At 37.8% G+C, this 18901-nt stretch carries 21 protein-coding genes; 3 read left to right on the plus strand and 18 right to left on the minus strand.

Annotation, left to right across the window (positions count from 1 at the left end):
* Positions 1 to 165: 165 nt before the first annotated feature.
* Both AC1DEF_RS09450 and AC1DEF_RS09455 read right to left on the minus strand, forming a co-directional pair.
* Positions 166 to 306: a hypothetical protein gene (locus AC1DEF_RS09450; protein WP_013056833.1), complete on the minus strand. Its 141-nt coding sequence runs from the start codon at positions 304 to 306 to the stop codon at positions 166 to 168.
* 122 nt (positions 307 to 428) lie between these two features.
* Positions 429 to 782 carry a YolD-like family protein gene (locus tag AC1DEF_RS09455; RefSeq protein ID WP_026106574.1) on the minus strand — a complete coding sequence of 118 codons (354 nt, stop codon included), beginning with the start codon at positions 780 to 782 and terminating at the stop codon, positions 429 to 431.
* Between the two features lie 248 nt (positions 783 to 1030).
* On the opposite strand from AC1DEF_RS09455, the gene AC1DEF_RS09460 reads away from it, so the two are divergent.
* Positions 1031 to 1870 (plus strand): YitT family protein, encoded by an 840-nt coding sequence (locus AC1DEF_RS09460; protein ID WP_043982155.1) that lies wholly within the window; start codon positions 1031 to 1033, stop codon positions 1868 to 1870.
* 149 nt (positions 1871 to 2019) lie between these two features.
* Here AC1DEF_RS09460 and AC1DEF_RS09465 read toward each other — a convergent pair whose 3' ends face one another.
* The 13 genes from AC1DEF_RS09465 to AC1DEF_RS09525 form a co-directional block, all read right to left on the minus strand.
* Positions 2020 to 3015 (minus strand): ketoacyl-ACP synthase III, encoded by a 996-nt coding sequence (locus AC1DEF_RS09465; protein ID WP_097823563.1) that lies wholly within the window; start codon positions 3013 to 3015, stop codon positions 2020 to 2022.
* A 108-nt stretch (positions 3016 to 3123) separates the two neighbouring features.
* The gene (locus AC1DEF_RS09470; RefSeq protein WP_097823564.1) at positions 3124 to 4197 is read right to left on the minus strand and encodes a sulfate/molybdate ABC transporter ATP-binding protein; all 1074 of its coding nucleotides are present in this window, start codon (positions 4195 to 4197) and stop codon (positions 3124 to 3126) included.
* Positions 4198 to 4216: 19 nt separating this feature from the next.
* On the minus strand, positions 4217 to 5083 hold the full coding sequence (gene cysW, locus AC1DEF_RS09475; protein WP_097823565.1) for a sulfate ABC transporter permease subunit CysW: 867 nt from the start codon (positions 5081 to 5083) through the stop codon (positions 4217 to 4219).
* A gap of 12 nt (positions 5084 to 5095) precedes the next feature.
* The gene (cysT, locus tag AC1DEF_RS09480; protein ID WP_097823566.1) at positions 5096 to 5932 is read right to left on the minus strand and encodes a sulfate ABC transporter permease subunit CysT; all 837 of its coding nucleotides are present in this window, start codon (positions 5930 to 5932) and stop codon (positions 5096 to 5098) included.
* Positions 5933 to 6025: 93 nt separating this feature from the next.
* On the minus strand, positions 6026 to 7090 hold the full coding sequence (locus tag AC1DEF_RS09485) for a sulfate ABC transporter substrate-binding protein (RefSeq protein WP_097823567.1): 1065 nt from the start codon (positions 7088 to 7090) through the stop codon (positions 6026 to 6028).
* Between the two features lie 252 nt (positions 7091 to 7342).
* Positions 7343 to 7495 carry a Fur-regulated basic protein FbpA gene (locus tag AC1DEF_RS09490; RefSeq protein ID WP_097823568.1) on the minus strand — a complete coding sequence of 51 codons (153 nt, stop codon included), beginning with the start codon at positions 7493 to 7495 and terminating at the stop codon, positions 7343 to 7345.
* A gap of 347 nt (positions 7496 to 7842) precedes the next feature.
* Positions 7843 to 8007: a YezD family protein gene (locus AC1DEF_RS09495; protein ID WP_013056824.1), complete on the minus strand. Its 165-nt coding sequence runs from the start codon at positions 8005 to 8007 to the stop codon at positions 7843 to 7845.
* A 372-nt stretch (positions 8008 to 8379) separates the two neighbouring features.
* Complete coding sequence (locus AC1DEF_RS09500) at positions 8380 to 9759, minus strand: sensor histidine kinase (protein WP_097823569.1); 1380 nt, start codon at positions 9757 to 9759, stop codon at positions 8380 to 8382.
* Between the two features lies 1 nt (position 9760).
* Positions 9761 to 10435 (minus strand): response regulator transcription factor, encoded by a 675-nt coding sequence (locus AC1DEF_RS09505; protein ID WP_013056822.1) that lies wholly within the window; start codon positions 10433 to 10435, stop codon positions 9761 to 9763.
* A gap of 144 nt (positions 10436 to 10579) precedes the next feature.
* Positions 10580 to 11467 carry a UTP--glucose-1-phosphate uridylyltransferase GalU gene (galU, locus tag AC1DEF_RS09510; RefSeq protein WP_097823570.1) on the minus strand — a complete coding sequence of 296 codons (888 nt, stop codon included), beginning with the start codon at positions 11465 to 11467 and terminating at the stop codon, positions 10580 to 10582.
* Positions 11464 to 11868 (minus strand): GtrA family protein, encoded by a 405-nt coding sequence (locus AC1DEF_RS09515; RefSeq protein ID WP_097823571.1) that lies wholly within the window; start codon positions 11866 to 11868, stop codon positions 11464 to 11466. The genes galU and AC1DEF_RS09515 overlap by 4 nt, the downstream gene beginning before the upstream one ends.
* On the minus strand, positions 11861 to 12826 hold the full coding sequence (locus AC1DEF_RS09520; RefSeq protein ID WP_097823572.1) for a glycosyltransferase family 2 protein: 966 nt from the start codon (positions 12824 to 12826) through the stop codon (positions 11861 to 11863). The genes AC1DEF_RS09515 and AC1DEF_RS09520 overlap by 8 nt, the downstream gene beginning before the upstream one ends.
* A 13-nt stretch (positions 12827 to 12839) precedes the next feature.
* Complete coding sequence (locus AC1DEF_RS09525) at positions 12840 to 15134, minus strand: ArnT family glycosyltransferase (RefSeq protein WP_477727354.1); 2295 nt, start codon at positions 15132 to 15134, stop codon at positions 12840 to 12842.
* A 240-nt stretch (positions 15135 to 15374) separates the two neighbouring features.
* Between AC1DEF_RS09525 and AC1DEF_RS09530 the strand changes: the two genes are divergently transcribed.
* Positions 15375 to 15947, plus strand: a complete 573-nt coding sequence (locus AC1DEF_RS09530) for a GNAT family N-acetyltransferase (RefSeq protein ID WP_097823574.1) — start codon at positions 15375 to 15377, stop codon at positions 15945 to 15947.
* A gap of 68 nt (positions 15948 to 16015) precedes the next feature.
* Positions 16016 to 16492: a hypothetical protein gene (locus tag AC1DEF_RS09535; RefSeq protein WP_013082943.1), complete on the plus strand. Its 477-nt coding sequence runs from the start codon at positions 16016 to 16018 to the stop codon at positions 16490 to 16492.
* Between the two features lie 120 nt (positions 16493 to 16612).
* Here AC1DEF_RS09535 and AC1DEF_RS09540 read toward each other — a convergent pair whose 3' ends face one another.
* From AC1DEF_RS09540 to AC1DEF_RS09550, 3 genes are all read right to left on the minus strand, one after another.
* The gene (locus AC1DEF_RS09540; protein WP_097823575.1) at positions 16613 to 17485 is read right to left on the minus strand and encodes an STAS domain-containing protein; all 873 of its coding nucleotides are present in this window, start codon (positions 17483 to 17485) and stop codon (positions 16613 to 16615) included.
* A gap of 263 nt (positions 17486 to 17748) precedes the next feature.
* On the minus strand, positions 17749 to 18441 hold the full coding sequence (locus AC1DEF_RS09545; RefSeq protein ID WP_043982145.1) for an LrgB family protein: 693 nt from the start codon (positions 18439 to 18441) through the stop codon (positions 17749 to 17751).
* Positions 18411 to 18815, minus strand: coding sequence for a CidA/LrgA family protein (locus tag AC1DEF_RS09550; RefSeq protein ID WP_043982144.1), 405 nt, complete (start codon positions 18813 to 18815; stop codon positions 18411 to 18413). Before AC1DEF_RS09550 ends, AC1DEF_RS09545 begins: the two co-directional genes overlap by 31 nt.
* Between the last annotated feature and the right edge of the window lie 86 nt (positions 18816 to 18901).

The raw sequence follows: 18901 nt of genomic DNA on the forward strand, positions 1-18901 counted from the left end.
ATTATATGTAAAGGTTTTCTTCCACTCAATTAGTTATGACTGTTTTTGACTATTTCTTGACCGATTGAATTTTTCTGACTGAATCAGCAATAGCTTGTCCTGATTTCATAAAAGCCTACACACCAAAAAAGTTGTCCACCTTTTTGGACAACTCAAAGTGACCCATCATTTAAATAAAAACAGAAGCATATATAATATGGAAGCAAGGGCAGAAGAAATAGCTAAACTTGAGATAAAACGAACGAGTCTTTTTTTAATGAACTGCGTTAATTCGATTTCTCTTACTTGAGTTTTTTCATTTTGCATACAATAATCCCTTCTTTAATTAAAATTTCCTAGTAGCTAGAAGTTGCTACTCGCAGAATATGCTTTTATGTATTGTATGCATGCGTTAAAAAAAAGATACAAAACGAACAAAAAAGCTACTCTTAGCTAGAGTAGCTTTCATCTTTCCATACATCTGCTTCAATTACTGCATCCGCTCGAATCGAATATGTATAGCAAGGGCCTGTAACCATCAGCGTATTCGACTGCAGCGAGACTTTATCAATCGTCACTCGTTCATACCTTTGAATATGTCCTGCTTCATAGACGTGAAGCGTTACTGGATGATGCTCCGAGTAACTGTTCATAATGACATTTTCAATATGCTCAATCTTTTCTTTTTTTAACCCTAAAGGCTGCTTATGCGCATCGGGACTGTACATTTTCTTCATTTTCTCTAAATGCTCGGGCATTACTAACTTCGCGTACTGTTTTAATTCATCTTGATACACGTTCATTCTCCCCCTTGACTCTTGCTTCTATTTTACCGAACGAACATTCTCATTGCAAAACTTTTTAATCAAAATAAAAGCAAACAATTCATTTTTTCATACTCCATAAAAACTGTCAAAAGATTTTATGTTAATAGCAGAAACTGATTTTTAAAAAAATAATAATATCCCATCTTTAATTCGGTCTCTAGAGTTGGTATAATACATTGTCATGACTGTGTTTTCGGAGCTTTTGATGATTGGAGGTAACGTTCATGATTAATAAAATAAAAGAAATTATCCTCATTATTCTAGGGAGCCTCATTTTCGCACTGGCCATTAATTACTTTGCTATTCCAAATGAATTAGCAGAAGGCGGCGTAACCGGTGTAACAATGATTACCTATTATGTACTAGGCTGGTCTCCGGGTATCACAAACTTTATATTAAACGGTTTGCTGGTACTGATCGGATACAAATTGCTTCATAAACGTGTGATTGTTTACACAATTATATGTATTATTTTCACTTCTCTATTCCTACATATAACTGAAGGACTGGGAAATCCTCTTGACGATACGCTACTGGGGGCTATTTTTGCTGGTATTTTAGCTGGTGTAGGACTCGGACTTGTGTTTAGAGGCGGCGGAACTTCCGGAGGCTCTGCAGTTATTGCCCGCTTAGCTAATCAATATCTAGACTGGAATATTAGCAAAACGATGCTGGCAATTGATTTATTAGTTGTAGCAAGCGCTTATTTTGTCATCGGTGGAGAAAAGACAATGTATACGGTTATTTCTCTTTACATCGGAACGAAGGTGCTTGATTATATTATTGAAGGACTCAACCCTCGCAAAGCAATCACTATTATTTCACACCGTTCAGTTGAAGTAGCCGAACAAGTCAATAAAAAGATGCAGCGCGGCGTCACTGTCTTTTCTGCTCATGGAAGCTATACAAAAGAAGCAAAAGACGTATTGTACGTAGTTGTGAACAAACAAGAACTGCTAGAATTAAAGCGCATTATTCATAAAGTCGACGAACAAGCTTTTGTGGTCGTACACGATGTACGCGACGTCTTTGGATTAGGTTTTACCATTCCAAAAGCCAGTTGAAAACCCGCTGTAAAAAAGCGGGTTTTTTCTATTATATATGTTTGCGCTGAAAATACTGCAAACCTGCTGTTATAAAAAGAATAAACTTTCTTGGAACGACAATAAAAAGCTCTGTAATGAAAAAGAAAAAAGCTAAAAGGCGACGCCTTTTAGCTTTTTTCTTTACACGTCCATTTAATTAACAAGCCGCAGTGCGTTAATCCTCCTCCAAACCCATAAAGAATAAGGAGGTCATTACCCTGTACTTTTCCTGTCATTATTCCTTCGTTTAAAGCAAGCGGAATAGAAGCTGAAGATGTATTTCCGCAGTATTGCACACTCGTTAACGTTTTATCCATTGTAACACCTGTTTTAGCACAAATAGCTTCAATCATTCGAAGGTTTGCACTGTGCGGAATAAACCAATTTACATCAGAAAGAGAAATGGAAGTATTCTTTAATAATGCTTCTACTCCTTTTGGAATCGTTCGGACAGCAAAGCGGTATACTTCACGCCCGTTTTGAACTAAATTCCCGCTCGAATTAATTTCTTTTCCTGAAAGAGTATTAGATAAGTTAGAACGATATAAATTCACCCCTCCGCTTCCGTCCGTTCCGTAGTGACATCCTAAGAAACTCGGATTATGTTCATCGTACTCTATAAGCATAGCTCCCGCTCCGTCACCAAACAGCACGCATGTGGCCCGGTCCGTATAATCTGTAATTTTCGACATGACTTCAGCACCAATAACTAAAATCTTTTTATGCAATCCCGACGTCACTAAGCCGTTCGCCACATGAAGGCCATATGTAAAACCGGCGCATGCGGCACTTAGATCAAATGCAGCAGCTTGATCAATATGAAAGTAATCTTGAATCTGACATGCTACGCTAGGAAAAAAGTGATCTGGCGTTGTTGTCGAAACAATAATTGCATCTACATCTTCTATTTCTACAGCATATCGGTTAAGCAAATTTTCAACGGCTCGAATGGCAAGCGTAGACGTGTATTCGCCTTCACCAGCAATTCGTCGTTCTTTCATTCCGGTACGCTGTACAATCCATTCGTCACTTGTATCAACCATTTCTTTTAAATGGTCGTTCGTTAATTTTTGCTTTGGTGTATATATCCCCATTCCTGTGATTCTAGCTTTTGATTGCATCATTTCTCCACCTCAAATCAGTTGATACTTAATTATAACACCTACTTTTAATATCTGGTACTAATTTATTGTTAGATAAAAAGCGCAAAGGCATACCCTTTACGCTTTTTATTAAATAGAATAATCTTCTGGAATAAATACTTTTAGCTGCTTAGGCTTTACATACACGTTCTCTCCCACTTGAAGACTGAGGACTTTATAGTGCTCTTTGCTCAATTCAGCTTCTAAAAATTCTTCTGCATCTTCTCTTTTTAATTCAACTTGCACGATAGGCCCTATCACATGAATATGGCTAACGGTTGCAGAAACAGCATCTGCGCTTGTTCTTACCTTTTCAAGGTGAATATCATGAGGTCGTACATACCCAACAGCTGCTTCTTCATTTCTTCCGTTAAATTCTGGAACATCCATTTCAAAGCTTCCTTGTTTTAGTCTGCCTTTATGAATGCGGCCCTTGAATAAATTGACGTTCCCTAAAAAATCGTACACAAATGGACTATTAGGATGATCATATACTTCTTCAGGACTTCCAACCTGCTCAATTTTCCCGTTGTTCATCACAACAATACGATCGGCCACATCTAAAGCTTCTTCTTGATCATGCGTAACGAAAATACTCGTAATATGAAAATCATTGTGCAATTTACGTAGCCATCTGCGCAAATCTTTGCGAACTTTTGCATCCAGAGCGCCAAAAGGTTCATCTAGTAGCAGTACTTTCGGTTCTACTGCTAACGCTCGAGCAAGCGCTACTCGCTGGCGCTGTCCGCCCGATAATTGAGAGGGATAGCGATTTGCAAGCGGCTCTAGTTTAACAAGCTGCAGCAGCTCGGTTACTTTCTTGGTAATGTCTGTTTTAGAAGGCCTTGTTTTTTTAGGTCGTACTTTTAAACCATACGCAATGTTATCAAACACAGTCATATGCCTGAACAAAGCATAGTGTTGAAAAACAAACCCTACATTTCGCTCTTTTGGATTTATGTGCGTAATTTCCTTTCCATCAAATAAAATAGCTCCTTGATCAAGATGTTCAAGACCGGCAATGATACGAAGCAAAGATGTTTTTCCAGAACCGGACGGACCGAGTAAAGCTACTAATTCACCCGTTTGAATATCAATGTTAATAGAATCCAGCGCTTTAAAATCACCAAAGTTCTTTGATACGTGCTTAATATGGATACTCATCTCATAAGCTCCTTCCTTTTTAAATATGTTTGGCCTTCCACTCAATAATATTTTTTATAATTAATGTAAAAATAGCCAAAACTGACATTAAAGATGCTACCGCAAACGCTGCTGCAAATTGATATTCATTGTAGAGAATTTCAATATGAAGAGGCATCGTATTTGTCATTCCTCGAATGTGCCCAGACACAACGGATACAGCTCCAAACTCTCCAATTGCGCGCGCATTACATAAGATAATGCCATATAATAAGCCCCATTTAATATTAGGTAACGTCACTAGAAAAAAAGTTTTGAAACCGCTAGCTCCTAACGTTAACGACGCTTCTTCTTCGGCTGACCCTTGAGCTTGCATGAGTGGAATCAATTCTTTGGCAACAAACGGAAGCGTTACAAAAAGAGTAGCTAATATAATACCCGGAATAGCAAATACAATTTTAATATCTTGATTAAACAGCCATTCTCCGAATAACCCTTGTGCACCAAATAATAAAATAAAAACCAATCCAGCAATAACAGGCGAAACAGCAAACGGCAAATCAATAAGCGTAATTAAAATATTCTTTCCTTTAAAATCAAACTTTGTAATTAACCATGCAGCTACCACGCCGAAAACGGCATTTAAAGGAACAGTAATAAGCACCACAATTAGCGTTAGTTTAATAGCAGCCAAAGCATCCGGATTCGTAATCGCAGCGAGATACGTTTCCAGCCCTTTTTGAAAAGCTGTCATAAAAATGGTGATGAGTGGGAGCACTAAGAATAGAGCTAAAAAAGCCAGTGCAATAAATGTAAGCAGCCATTGGACGACTTTGGGCTCTTTTAAACTAGAATGATTAAGTTTAACAGTCGTTTTTGCATGCTGCATTGGAACATGTCCTGCCAATGTCATCCCTCCTTAACTATGTACAAATTTACGATTTGTCCACCATTGAATAATATTAATAAGTAATAACAGAAAAAATGATACAACGAGCATGACTGATGCAATAGCAGTAGCGCCCGCATAATCGTACTGCTCGAGTTTTGTCATAATAATAAGCGGCGTAATTTCAGTTTTCATCGGCATATTTCCAGCAATAAAAACAACTGACCCGTATTCTCCAAGCGCTCTTGCGAATGAAAGAGAAAAGCCTGTTAAAATAGCAGGCACCAGCTCTGGAAAAACAACTTTTCTAAACGTTTGCATTCGACTGGCTCCTAAACTAGCCGATGCTTCTTCGATCTCTGCATTAAAGTTTTGCAATACTGGCTGCACCATTCGGACAACAAACGGCAGACCAATAAACGTCAGAGCGATAATAATTCCGATAGGCGTAAATGCGATTTTAAACGTAAATAATTGACCAATCCATCCTTTCGGAACGTAAAGAGTGGTCAAGGCAATGCCGGCAACAGCCGTTGGTAAAGCAAACGGCAAATCTACAAGTCCATCAATAAACCTCTTTCCTGGAAAATGATATCTCACTAATACCCATGCAATAATAGTTCCAAAAATAACATTAATAATCCCTGCTGCAAATGCTGCTCCAAAACTTAATTTATATGATGCTACTACTCTAGAGTCTGTAACAGTTTTAATAAACTCACTCCATCCCATAGATGCCGTATTTAGAAAAATCATAGCTAACGGAAAAAGCACAAGGATACTTGCATAAAACATCGTAAAACCTAAAGAAAGCCCAAATCCAGGTAAGATGCTTTTCTTTTTCTTCTGTCGTTGTAACACGCTCACGTCTTACACCTCTCTCTGCTTTCAAGATACATGTACACAGAAGATACGAATTACCATTCGTATCTTCCTCATTTACTTTTTTAATGCATCATATTACTTTGGCTGATAAATCTGATCGAATGTTCCTCCATCGTTAAAATGAGTTTCTTGAGCTTTTTTCCAGCCGCCAAAATCTTTAATGGTGACTAGGTTAAGAGAAGGAAATTGATCTTTGTGTTTCTCTAATATTTTTTCATTTCGAGGACGATAGTAGTTTTCCGCTGCGATTTCCTGACCTTTTTCTGTATATAGATATTTCAAGTATGCTTTTGCTACCTTTGTTGTGCCTTTCTTTTCAGCTACTTTATCTACTACAGCAACAGGCGGTTCTGCTAAAATACTTAATGACGGTGTTACAATTTCAAATTTATCTTTTCCTAGCTCATTTAACGATAAGTAAGCTTCATTTTCCCATGCAATTAACACGTCTCCAATACCCCGTTCTACAAACGTAGTTGTCGCTCCGCGTGCGCCTGAGTCTAACACTTCGACATTTCCATAAAGTTTACTCATGAAGTCTTCAATCTTTTTGTTATCTCCGTTATATTTATTCTTCGCGTATGCCCAAGCTGCTAAATAATTCCAGCGTGCGCCTCCAGACGTTTTTGGATTTGGTGTAATAACGGATGTACCTTTTTTCGTTAAATCATTCCAATCTTTAATTCCCTTTGGATTTCCTTTACGAACTAAAAAAACAATTGTTGATGTGTATGGTGTAGAATTATGAGCCAATTCTTTTTCCCAGTCTTTGTTTAATAATTGGCGAGTTTGAGCGATTTCATCAATATCGTAAGCAAGCGCCAGCGTTACTACATCCGCTTCCAAACCGTCAATAACTGCCCGGCCTTGCTTACCAGAGCCACCGTGTGATTGCTTGATAGTAACGTCTTGCCCTGTTTTATCTTTCCAATAAGATGCAAAGCTCTTATTGAACTCCTGATAAAGCTCACGTGTAGGATCATATGAAACGTTTAAAAGCTCTACTGTTTTTTTTGAATCGTTTTTACTCGCAGAACTATCTTTCCCTGCTGTTTCAGTAGATTTCCCATTGCCGCAACCTGCTAGCACGACGAGCAGTGCTGTTAGCACCATTAAAAACTGAACTGCTTTTTTCTTCATGTTTTACTCCCCTTTTTATAAAAAAATACAAAAAGGCCGCTATCTCTTTGAAAAGAGAAGCAGCCTTCAGTTAGTCTGATCAGCGTATATGCTCTTAAATTATTCTTATTAAATTTATTCGTAAGAATAAAAAGAAGATACTTTCTGAAAAGACAATTTATTCTTGTTTTTATAATAAACACACTTTACCTATTAGTCAACTAGGTTTTTAATCTTTTTTACACTTATTTTAGTTCTTTTTACGTGCTTTCCTTACTTACTGCGTGCCTGATACTCTTTTTCTAAGTCAGAGAGTGTAAGTTCAAAAAGATGATGGTTTTCTTTTTTGTAAATCCCTTTTTTCAGTAACTTTTCAATGAGGTATTGTTTTCTTTGCCGCACCGCTGCTCGTAATAAATTTTCCATCTTTTCTCCTCCTATTATATTAATTTAAGAATAAAAAAAAGACTCCTAACACAGGTCAGAAGCCTTCGGTAATCCGGTCAGCACAGGAATGAAACTGTCAGATTTTCATAATTTTAAAAAGTACAAAGCTGCTGCTTTAGCAGCTTTATACTTCTCATCGTCATACTCATACAACCTATAACTCAATTTTAATTCAAAAAATTCTAAATCTTTAACCGGAAAGAAAGTCAATTTTTCTTCGAATACGCACGTTTTCTATATTTAGTACGGTACTTGCTTGCCCCGCCGCCAAGCATTCGCTAGCTAGGCTGGCCCTTCAGTTTCTCTAAATACGTATTTAAATAGGCTTATTTGTGGCTTGCTACTTTGCTTTTAGCTAAAAAGCGGTTTTTTTCCGTGCTGTCCACTTGAGTAATTTGTCCGTCGTGAAGGGTAATTAGTACAGATCCATAGTTGATTTCAGTTAGTAATTTAACAATATAATCTAATTTTTCTTGTGTAATTGAAGCCATTTTATCATTCTCCTATTCATAGATAAATTTATATTTTAGTTGCAGTTGAATAAACAAAGCGAACAACATCTATAAGTACTTGTATAATGTGCAGAAGATAAATACATGGTAATCCTCCCCATATGTTCAGTTGAAGATTGAGATTTTAATGACCACAACCAATGTACAGAAAAGGCCCACACTAGTAGCGAACAAGTATGAGCCTTCGGTTGACCGATCAGCTTCTTTAGCATCCCAATTTTTTCAAAAGATTTATACTATCTATATTATTTACACTTTACCTATATGTCAAGTAGGGATTAAAAAAATAAATAGATATTATTAATTTTTTTTATATCTTTGACCTAATAAAAAAGACTCATCTGCATGAACTTACACAGACGAGTCTTTTTTAGTCCTATTTTTTTGGATAGGCAGGGTTACCGTAAAGATGCTTCCTTGTTCTTTTTTGCTTTCAACACGTATTGCGCCCTCATGCAGCCGAACAATTTTTTTTGTAATGGCTAGACCGAGGCCGCTTCCTTTTAACGTTCTCGATTTATCTACTTTATAAAAGCTTTCAAAAATATATTTTTGATCTTCTTCGGCAATACCAATTCCATTATCCTTTATTTTCACGTCTATTTCTTCGTTTTTTAGAGAAATGGATATTTTCACAAATCCATTTTCAGGCGTATATTTAATAGCATTTGTTACTAAGTTCAGCCACACTTGCTCTAACAAATCTTTGTCTGCTTCCATTTGAACATTTGATAAATCAAGATCAATTTCTATGTTCTTTTTTGTCCACTGAGGTTCTAAAGCCATGACCACATGCCTGATTTGTTCATCCAGGCGGTATGGCTGCAGCATTAGCGTTTGATGTTCAGAGTCTAGAGAAGCAAGCTTTAGCAAATTGGAACTAAGCTGAGAAAGTCTTGTACTTTCTTTTTCAATAATCGTTAAATATTGTATCTTTTTATCTTCACTGACGATATCATCTTTAAGTGCCGCTGAAAAACCGCGAATAGAGGTCAGCGGTGATTGAATCTCATGCGAAACGCTAGCAATGAACTCTTGCCTCATCGTTTCTATTTTGTTTAATTCTTTAGTCATTTGATTAAAATTTTTAGTTAACAGACCGATTTCATCATTCGCTGCGTGCTCGACTTGCACATTGTATTCGCCTTGTCCGACAACTTTCATCGCTGTACTGAGACGCTTAATCGGTTTAATAATAATCATTGAAACATATGCAAATAATACAATACCCACTAATAAAATCGTAATAAGCTGGATATTTTGAACATCTTGAATAACTGAAAATTGCCGCTGTGGATGAGACTGAATAAATAGAGCATACGACCGTCCATTTTCTTTAAAAGGAAGACCCACTACGTTTGGCTGTGGACGATCATCTTTTTCCTCGTTTAAATTAGAATAACGCTTCCCGTCTAATACTTGATCTACTTCTTTCGGTGTAATTGGAATAGGCGGTCCTGGCTGTCCTAATACTTTTTCTTCATGCTGATCATCAATAATAATAAACGAAAAATGAATGAATGATGAATTAGATAAAAACCTTGCAGCTTTGTCCGAGTCTTCTGCTCCGTACAAATCGATAAAATCTTCTCCCATCTTCACCATATCCTGACCTAATCGCATTTCGAGCTTCTGCTTGCTAAGAAATGTCGTGACGACAACGGTAATCACAACGCTCAATAAAATTGTAATGATGAACGACAGAACCAGCTTTACATAAATTGATTTCACGTTAACACCCTTCTGCTCTATAGCCTAGTCCGCGAATTGTTTTGATTTCCATACCGACGTTTTTCATATGATTAAGCCTCTCTCGCAGACGTTTTATGTGAACGTCTACCGTGCGCTCATCGCCTTCATAATCATATCCCCAAATTAATTGAATAAGCTGATCACGAGTAAAAATTTTTCCTGGAGAACTAACTAACGTGAACAGTAATTCAAACTCTTTTAACGGCAGCTGTTCGCTTGTTTCTCCTGCACTCATCTCTAATTTGGTACGGTCTAGTTTTATATTCCCCATATAGATTACATTGTTAGCTTCTACTCGGTATCTGCGTAAAAGAGCCTTTACACGAGCAACCATTTCCTGAGGATCAAAAGGCTTCACGACATAGTCGTCTGTTCCGATATCAAATCCTTTTAGCTTATCATGCGATTCGCCTCTAGCTGTTACCATTAAAACCGGTATATCAAAATACTCCTTAATTTCCTTTGTTAGTTCCCATCCGTCTTTAAATGGCATCATGATATCAACGACCGCTAGATCAATTCGAAACTCTTCCATTTTCGCCCACGCTTCTTCACCATCTGCTGCTTTTATAATTTTGAATCCTTGATTTTCTAAATATAATGATATCAGCTCTCGAATATGTTGATCATCATCTGCAACTAATATTTGAATCATACATGTCTCTCCCTATTCCTAAGTTTGTCCAGCTTTTACGCACAGTAAGCTCTCTGTTTATAGTAAACAGAGAGCCGCATAAGATCATACAATGATTTTATACTTCAAATATGAACTGAATATGAACAAACGGATTAACTCTTATTAGCTGAAGTTGTTTGCTCGTTCTTTTTCTACAATTCCCTCCAAATACGATAAAAACGTTTGACGTAAATCTCTGCGCTTTAATGCAACTTCTACCATCGCTTTCATATAGCCTACCTTATCTCCAATATCAAAGCGCTGTCCTTCCAGTTCAAGAGCAAACAATCGCTCTTTTTCACATACCACACGCAGTGCATCAGTTAATTGTAATTCATTTCCTACCCCTCTTTCAATCGTTTTTAGATAAGAAAAAATAGAAGGATTTAAAATGTAGCGGCCCATAACGGCAATAGTTGACGGAGCTTGTTCTATCGATGGTTTTTCAATCAAGTCATTCACTTCATGAAGGCTGCCAGATTTATTTTTCGGCTGAATGATTCCGTATTTTGATACCTCTTCAACATCCACTTTTTGAACTCCGATAACTGATTGATTAGTCGTTTCATACGCTTGAATCATCTGTTTGAGCCCAGGTTCTTCAGAAGTCATAATATCGTCTCCAAGAAGAACGGCAAACGGCTCATCTCCAATAAACTGTTCGGCACAAAGAATAGCATGACCGAGTCCTAACGGCTCTTTTTGACGAATATAGTGAATGCTGGTCATTGATGAGATCGTTTGTACTTCTTTTAGCATTTGGAACTTGTGTTTTTCTTCAAGCATTCGCTCTAACTCAATTGATTTATCAAAATGGTCTTCAATTGATTTTTTGTTTCGTCCTGTAATAAAAATAATACTTTCAATGCCTGATTTCACAGCTTCTTCTACAATATATTGTACAGCAGGCTTATCGACAATTGGCAGCATTTCTTTCGGCTGCGCTTTTGTCGCTGGCAAAAATCGAGTTCCTAAACCACCTACTGGAATAACTGCTTTTTTTATCGTCATATATGAATCCCTCTTTCTTTTTTAGTAGTAAATACAAATAATTTAGTACCAATAAAGTTGATACCGATACTTACGATTGTAATTAAAAGTTTACTGATTAGCAGCGATATACCCCATTTATTATATAGAACAGTCAACAGAAATGATGTTAGGGATAAAGTGATCAAATTTACGATCACGAATGAAATCACTTCACGCCTACTGCTTTTTTCTTTTCTCTCAAACGTCCATTTGCGATTCATGACATAACTGTTTAAGATGCCCGCACTGTATGAAACCCACTGCGCTAGTATGTAGTTAACACCGATTGTTGTTAAAAGTGCGTATACTACAAAATCAATCAGTGTATTTACAACTCCTACTAACGCAAATTTAATAAAAGATATCCATTTGTTAGTCACGAAGTGATACTTCCTTGCGTGTTTCAAGCTGATACTTTTCACGGACGATATAGAGTGGACGATTTTTTGTTTCATCGTAGATGCGGCCAATATATTCTCCAATCATACCAAGAATAATTAAAATGATGCCGCTAAAGAATAGCTGAATGACAATTAATGACGACCACCCGGTGATGGTGCTGTCTGTAAATAACTTCAAATACAGCACTACTAAAAGATAAATAAAACCGATACCAGATAGAGTTACACCAGCATAGCTAGCTAGCTTTAATGGCTTATATGAAAAAGATGTAATACCATCCATTGAAAGCTTCAGCATCTTTTTCAAAGGATATTTCGACTCCCCGGCCAAACGCTCGTCTCGCTCATATTCTACTGCTGTTTGCTTAAAGCCAACCCAGCTTACTAATCCCCGAACAAAGCGATTTTTTTCTTGAATGCTATTCATTTGATTGCACACTTTGCGATCTAGCAAACGGAAATCCCCTGTATCAAGCGGAATATCAATATCGGTCATCGCACGTAAGAAGCGATAAAACATAGCAGCCGTTTGTTTTTTAAAGTATGTTTCTCCTTTTCGCTTTGTACGCTTAGCGTATACAACGTCAAACCCTTGCTTCCATTTTTCAATCATCTCTAAAATCAATTCGGGCGGGTCTTGCAAATCAGCATCAATCACAACGACCGCCTCTCCTCTTGCATAATCCATACCAGCTGTAATAGCAATTTGATGACCAAAGTTACGGGCAAAATCTAATAAAACAACCGCTGGGTCTTGCTCACTGTACTCTTTAATGATTTCTGCTGTTCGATCTCTACTGCCGTCGTTCACGAAAAGAAGCTCGTAAGCTTCTTTCGTTGAACGCATCACTTCTGTGAGACGGCGGTAGGTTTCATGAATCACTTCTTCTTCGTTGTAGACAGGAACAACAATAGAATATTTAACGATGGAACTCATGTTCATGCCCTCCTTATTTAAGCGTTATTTCGTATAGTGTTCCGTTTCCAAATGGCCCTTGCTGAGCACTTGATGAAGTAGACTGCCACTTGGAAGAAGGAATCTCCTTACTATTTTCTTTAATCCACGTGATAACGTCAGATTGACCTCCCTTGCCCATTCCAGACAAGTAGAAATATTTCACTTCACCTTTTTTAATCATGGCTTTTAATTTACTTACCGTTAAAATTGGATCTGAACCGCTAAATCCACCCATTGCCATTACTGGCTTGCCCGTTTTGATAATGTAAGGTGCAGCTGAAGTTGAATCCGTTGTGGCAAATAAATATTTTTCACCTGTATTATTTTTTGTTAAATAGTTTAGTAGCTTTTGGTTTACTTCTGCGTTCATCCCTCCACTTTTTCGTTTTGAAGATGATGATTTGCTTGAAAAGCTATTTGGCATTTGACTATTATTGGATGAACCGCCTGGCATTTGCATTTGACTATTATTGGATGAACCGCCTGGCATTTGCATTTGACCACTGTTTGAAGAACCGCTTGGCGGCTGCATTTGACCATTATTGGACGAACCACCTGGCATTTGACCGCTTGGCGGCTGCATTTGATTGTTCGATGATGAATTGCCGCTAGAGCTTCCTGGAGGCTGCATGCCGTTAAAGCCAGATTGTTTGCTATTTGTAGCTGTGCTTGGAGGTCCTCCCATACCGCTTGAAGAATCAGGACCTGCTGATGGAAGCATGCTATTTCCACCATAAATAATTGGTGTCATCGCCCAGTACGCCGGCATCGCAAGTAAGACAACCATCGCTGCGGCTCCCAGGTAGTTCGTCAACGAATTTTTACGCTGTTTACGAACAGCTAAAACAAGAGCTAAAATGACGCCCAGTGCTCCTACACCTGCAATTGGCGCTGCCCCGATTGAGCTGACATAAGGAGACATAATATATACTTGAAGTGCTGCTGTTGTTAAAATACCACCTGGCAGCAGCCATGATTTCCAGCCATTATGCTGTTTGTACATGCTCCATAAAGCTACTGCTCCCGCTCCGGCAAATGCAGCGATTGGAGGTGCCAGCATAATTAAATAATACTGATGGAAAAATCCTGCGATACTAAAGAAGACAGCTACTGGTAGCAGCCACGCTAACCAAAATAAACTTTCTTTTTGTTTTGTCGTGTAAGGCCCTTTAAATTTTACTCCGGCAAATAAACCCACGATTGAAAAGATTACAAATGGTAATAACCAGCTGATTTGATCTGATAACCCTTTTTGGAATAGTCGGAAGGGACCAGGATTCCCCGTGTTGAACATTCCGTTTTGATTCCCTCCGCCTGGAGCCTGCATCTTTTGGGAAGAGCTGCTTTTTCTTTGATTTGAGCTTTGTGAAGAATCAGCACTTGAATTACTATTTTGTTTTGTTTCACTGCTTGCTGTTTGCTGCTCAGTTTGAGCAGGCTGCTTATGACTGCTTCCCGTCACGCTTGTATTTCCAGTTAAACGATTAATACCGTTATATCCAAAAGCAAGCTCTAAAACTGAATTTGTTTGACTGCTTCCCATATAAGGTCGCTTATCAGCAGAAGTTGAATCCACTACAACTGCCCATGAGACAGAAACCGCGAGCATTAGTACAGTTGCTGTTGTTAAAAAAGCAATTTTCTTTTTCCAAGTGATTTTGGTTGCCACTACATAGAAAACATAAAATGCTGGTAAAACCATGTATGCTTGAAGCATTTTCATATTAAATGCAACACCAATCATCGCAAAAGCTGCTAACACCCAGCCAAATTTAGCCGTACGCACAGCACGAAATAACATCCACGTTGCTACTAATAATGTAAATACAAGCATACTATCGATATTATTTGTTCGGCTTACCGCAGGTACAATTGGCGTCAGAGCCATGGCAAGAGCAGCAAATCTCCCAGCCCATACGCCAAACGTACGTTTTACGAGTACGTATAGTAAAAGGACTGAACCGATGCCTGCTAATGCTTGCGGTAGAATGACGCTCCATCCGTGAAATCCAAATATTTTGGCACTAATTGTCTGAATCCAAAATACAACCGGCGGCTTATCAATCGTTACATAGCCTCCTGGATCAAAAGATGCATAAAAGAAATTATGAAAACTTTGAAGCATACTTTTGACAGCTGCCGTGTAATAAGCGTTGGCGTATTCATCTGTCCAAATTTTAAATAAGTTCAAAAATGCTGCAATTAAAACAATGGGAACTAAAAATAAGTCTATTCTGTTTTTATTTGAAGTTCGTTCTTCTTTCACTTCACTGTTCATGTGTTTCATTTCACTCCTTCTTAATTTCTGACTTTAGTCTAACAAGCATATGTGAACTGATTATGAACAGAAAAAATAATTTTTTATTTTTTAAAAACCCATTTGACCTCTTACGCTCACCAATGAAATATTTTACAATTAAAGAATCAAGCACATGAAATAGAAAGCGTATTTTTGGAATGCTGCAGCTTCTATGAAACATTATTATCAACATTTCATCCACTTCTTGCTGAGAAAGGAGACAACTTTATGATTCAAGTAAAAGATATATACGGAAATTTACCCACACTAGAAACCGAAAGACTTCGCTTGCGGAGAGTTACAAAAAAAGATGTGCGTGACATGTTTGAATATGCCTCAAATGAAAAGGTGAGCAGATATGTAAATTGGGAAAAGCACCGAAAGCTTCAAGATACAAAAGAGTTTGTTTCCTTCGTTCTAAAGCAGTACAGCAACCAATCCATTTCTCCTTGGGCTATGGAAATCAAAGCCTTAAAAAAATGTATTGGCACCATTGACTTTGTCACTTGGAACCCTACACATCGCATTGCGGAAATTGGCTATGCGATTTCTGAAGCATATTGGAATAAGGGATTTGTTACAGAAGCAGCTGAAAAAGTAATTGCGTTTGGATTTGAAGAAATGGATTTAGTGCGCATTCAGGCGAGGTGCTTTGTTGAAAATGCTGCATCTGAGAAAGTAATGAAAAAAATCGGTATGTCTTATGAAGGAACGATTCGAAAAGCCATGTTTATTAAAGGAGCTCATCAAGACTTAAAGTTATATTCAATCTTGCGAGAAGAATATACACGCAACGCGTAGAAAATGTATAAAATACCTTCCATAACATAGGCTAACTTCAACACTAACTCTTTCTTTTGAGGTGAACAATGTTGGAGCAAGCAATTCAGCATTTAGACTTATCTGCACATGGTTTGTGGTTTCCGATTACCGTTAGTTTATGTTTATTTATTCTTGCCCTTGTTTTATTTAAACGACAGCTAACTTGGCGAGATTTTTATATCACGTTTTGCGTAGTTGGGTTTGTCGGATGGCTTTGTGATGTTATCATTACGCGTGTTTTTAACATGATTGATTTGGGAGATCCAAAAGTTACAGGACTTGGAGATATTCTAAGCTATACATTTATTCCACCTTCCCTTTCCATTTTATTTTTGACTTACTTAACAGCTAAAAATAAATGGGTTTTATCACTTCTCTTTTGCGCTGGTTCACTACTCATAGAATACGGAATGATTAAAAGTGGCTATATGCATTTAAACGGCTGGTTTTTTATCTATTCAATAGTGGTATACTTCCTCGTTTATGCTTTTGTGCTACCATGGCATATGGCATTTATTAAGTAAAAAAGCGGATGTTGATTAACATCCGCTTTTTTACTATGCGCTTACTTTCTATCTGCTGAAATCCATATTTCATACCGACGTTTAGAAGAATGAATATCCCCATTGCATGTTCATAACCGGTCATTTTATACGCCGTGATGACACATCCGCGCGGCTATGTTCTTCAGGACGTCTAAACCCAATTTTTAAAAGCGCTGCTTCTAAATTTGCTTCTGTTTTAATTTGATTAAAATCAATTCCCAGTTTCACTACCGTTTGGGCAATTTCCGGTCGTATCCCTGTTATAATAGCTTCCACTCCTACTAATTTGAGAGATCGATGAATTTTGAACAGATTGTCTGCTACTATTGTATCAATAATCACGACACCTGAAATATCCAAAATAAGATAGGATAATTGAAGGCTTGTCCCTTTTTTCAAGCAAGTTTCCATAATAACTTGCGAGCGATGAGTATCAATTTCTCCAATAATCGGCATAATAGCGATACCTTTTGTGACAGGTACGAGCGGAACTGACAGTTCTTCTAGTGACGTGTAAGCTAAATTCATCATGTATCGATTATGCTCATCATAAATTTGACCAAAAACACATGTTACCGTATCTAAAAGCGGATCAATTCGCTCACTGACATGCAGCATGGTAATTGCAGCAAACTGATGCTCCTCTAGCTCTCGTGTAAATACATCCCAAATAACGCTGCGATAGATTGGCAGGGTCCCTAATGCTTTTTCTAAAGGAATATTTTTTTCTACTGCATACTTCCCCGTATCAAGTGCCCATTCTTTAACAAGTTTAAGTACAGCCTCTTGCTCTTCAAATAGCGCTCTTCCAAAGTACTCCATAATTAGCACTCGCCACTTCAAAACTTGCTTTTCTTTTAATTCCTCTAGACTTAGGGGATGGGTAGCATCTAAACGTTCCGCTAATTTTTCTGACAAGCTATATTTATGTTCAATAATCTTTTTTCCTATATACACGAGCTCCTCTTTCATAAAATACGTTCAGCTCCTCTTTTCTGCTATTTTTACTGCGTATATAACCTTGACTAAGCCTACTTACCCAACCGACAATTGACTAGCCTTCCTAAAAATAACAAAAAAGCGGTTATTTTATGAATTTTCTTTCTTTTTATTATAGTACCAGAGTAAGAGCCGCACAACTGAAAGTTTGCTGCGAATAAAATTCGTCATTTGACATAGAAAACAATCCTGTTTGAACTCAAACAGGATTGTTTTCCGTATTTACTTATCTCACTTTACACTTGGAATAGCCAGACAACAATCGGCCCAAAAACCGAGCCCAGTACAGCGCTTAACGTCATTGATACCGAGCTCATTGATACCGTTAGTTCACCGTATTCAAATGCTTTAGAAGTTCCTAGCGCATGAGAAGCGCTGCCTAGGGCAATTCCTTTTCCTAAAGAACTTTTAATACGAATCCACTTTAAAAGTAAAGGTCCAAGAATTACTCCCGAAAAGCCTGCAATCATAACAAATACCACAGTCATGGATGGCACCCCTCCTAGTCCCGTGGCAATTTGAATTGCAACGGGAGTGGTAATAGACTTAGGAACAATAGATAAAATCAGGCTTCGATCAATGCCGAATACTTCAGCGAACACAAGTCCGCTAATCATGCCTGCAAATAATCCTACAAACACTCCTCCAATAATAGGAATGCTGTATTTCACTAGCATCTCACGCTGTTTATACAGTGGATACGCTAATGCAACAACCGCTGGCCCCAGAAGTGAATTAATCCATTTGCCTCCAATCATATACTCGTCATAAGAAATATGAAAAGCAAGCAAAAGAAGAATAACGAATACGGTTGTAGTTAACACTGGAATAAGAATTGGGTAGGAGAACCGTACGTATACTTTCGCCATGACTAGATACAGAGCAACTGTTGCTATAATTATAAAGAGCGCGATAAAGAGTTCTTGCACTGTTGTTTCTCCTTTCGTTTGTTCGCTTTCTTTTCTAAAAGTTGACTGGCAGCCCCCGCGGCAGCCATCGTAATGATTGTACTAAGCACAATAATTAAAAACAAAATCGCTCCGCTACTTGAAAGAAGCGAAGGATAATTCATCACTCCCGCCATAGCTGGTATAAATAATAAAGGTAAAAAAGATAACAAGAAACTTGCTCCGTCTTCAATCACCTTGATGGGAACAACTTTGCACGTTAAGCAAATGAGCATTAAAATTAAGCCTATAATACTGCCTGGAATAGGCAGGTGAAGCATGTGATGAACGGCTTCGCCAATCATAGAAAAAGCATAAAGAATCGCGATTTGTAAAATGATTCGTATCACTTTCATTATAGGTCGCTGTCCTATAGATAAAGAACAGCTGTCCTCCTCTCTTTATTTTGTCATGTTGTCTAACATTTAACTATATAAACATC

The sequence above is a fragment of the Priestia sp. 10L35 genome (assembly GCF_056395685.1).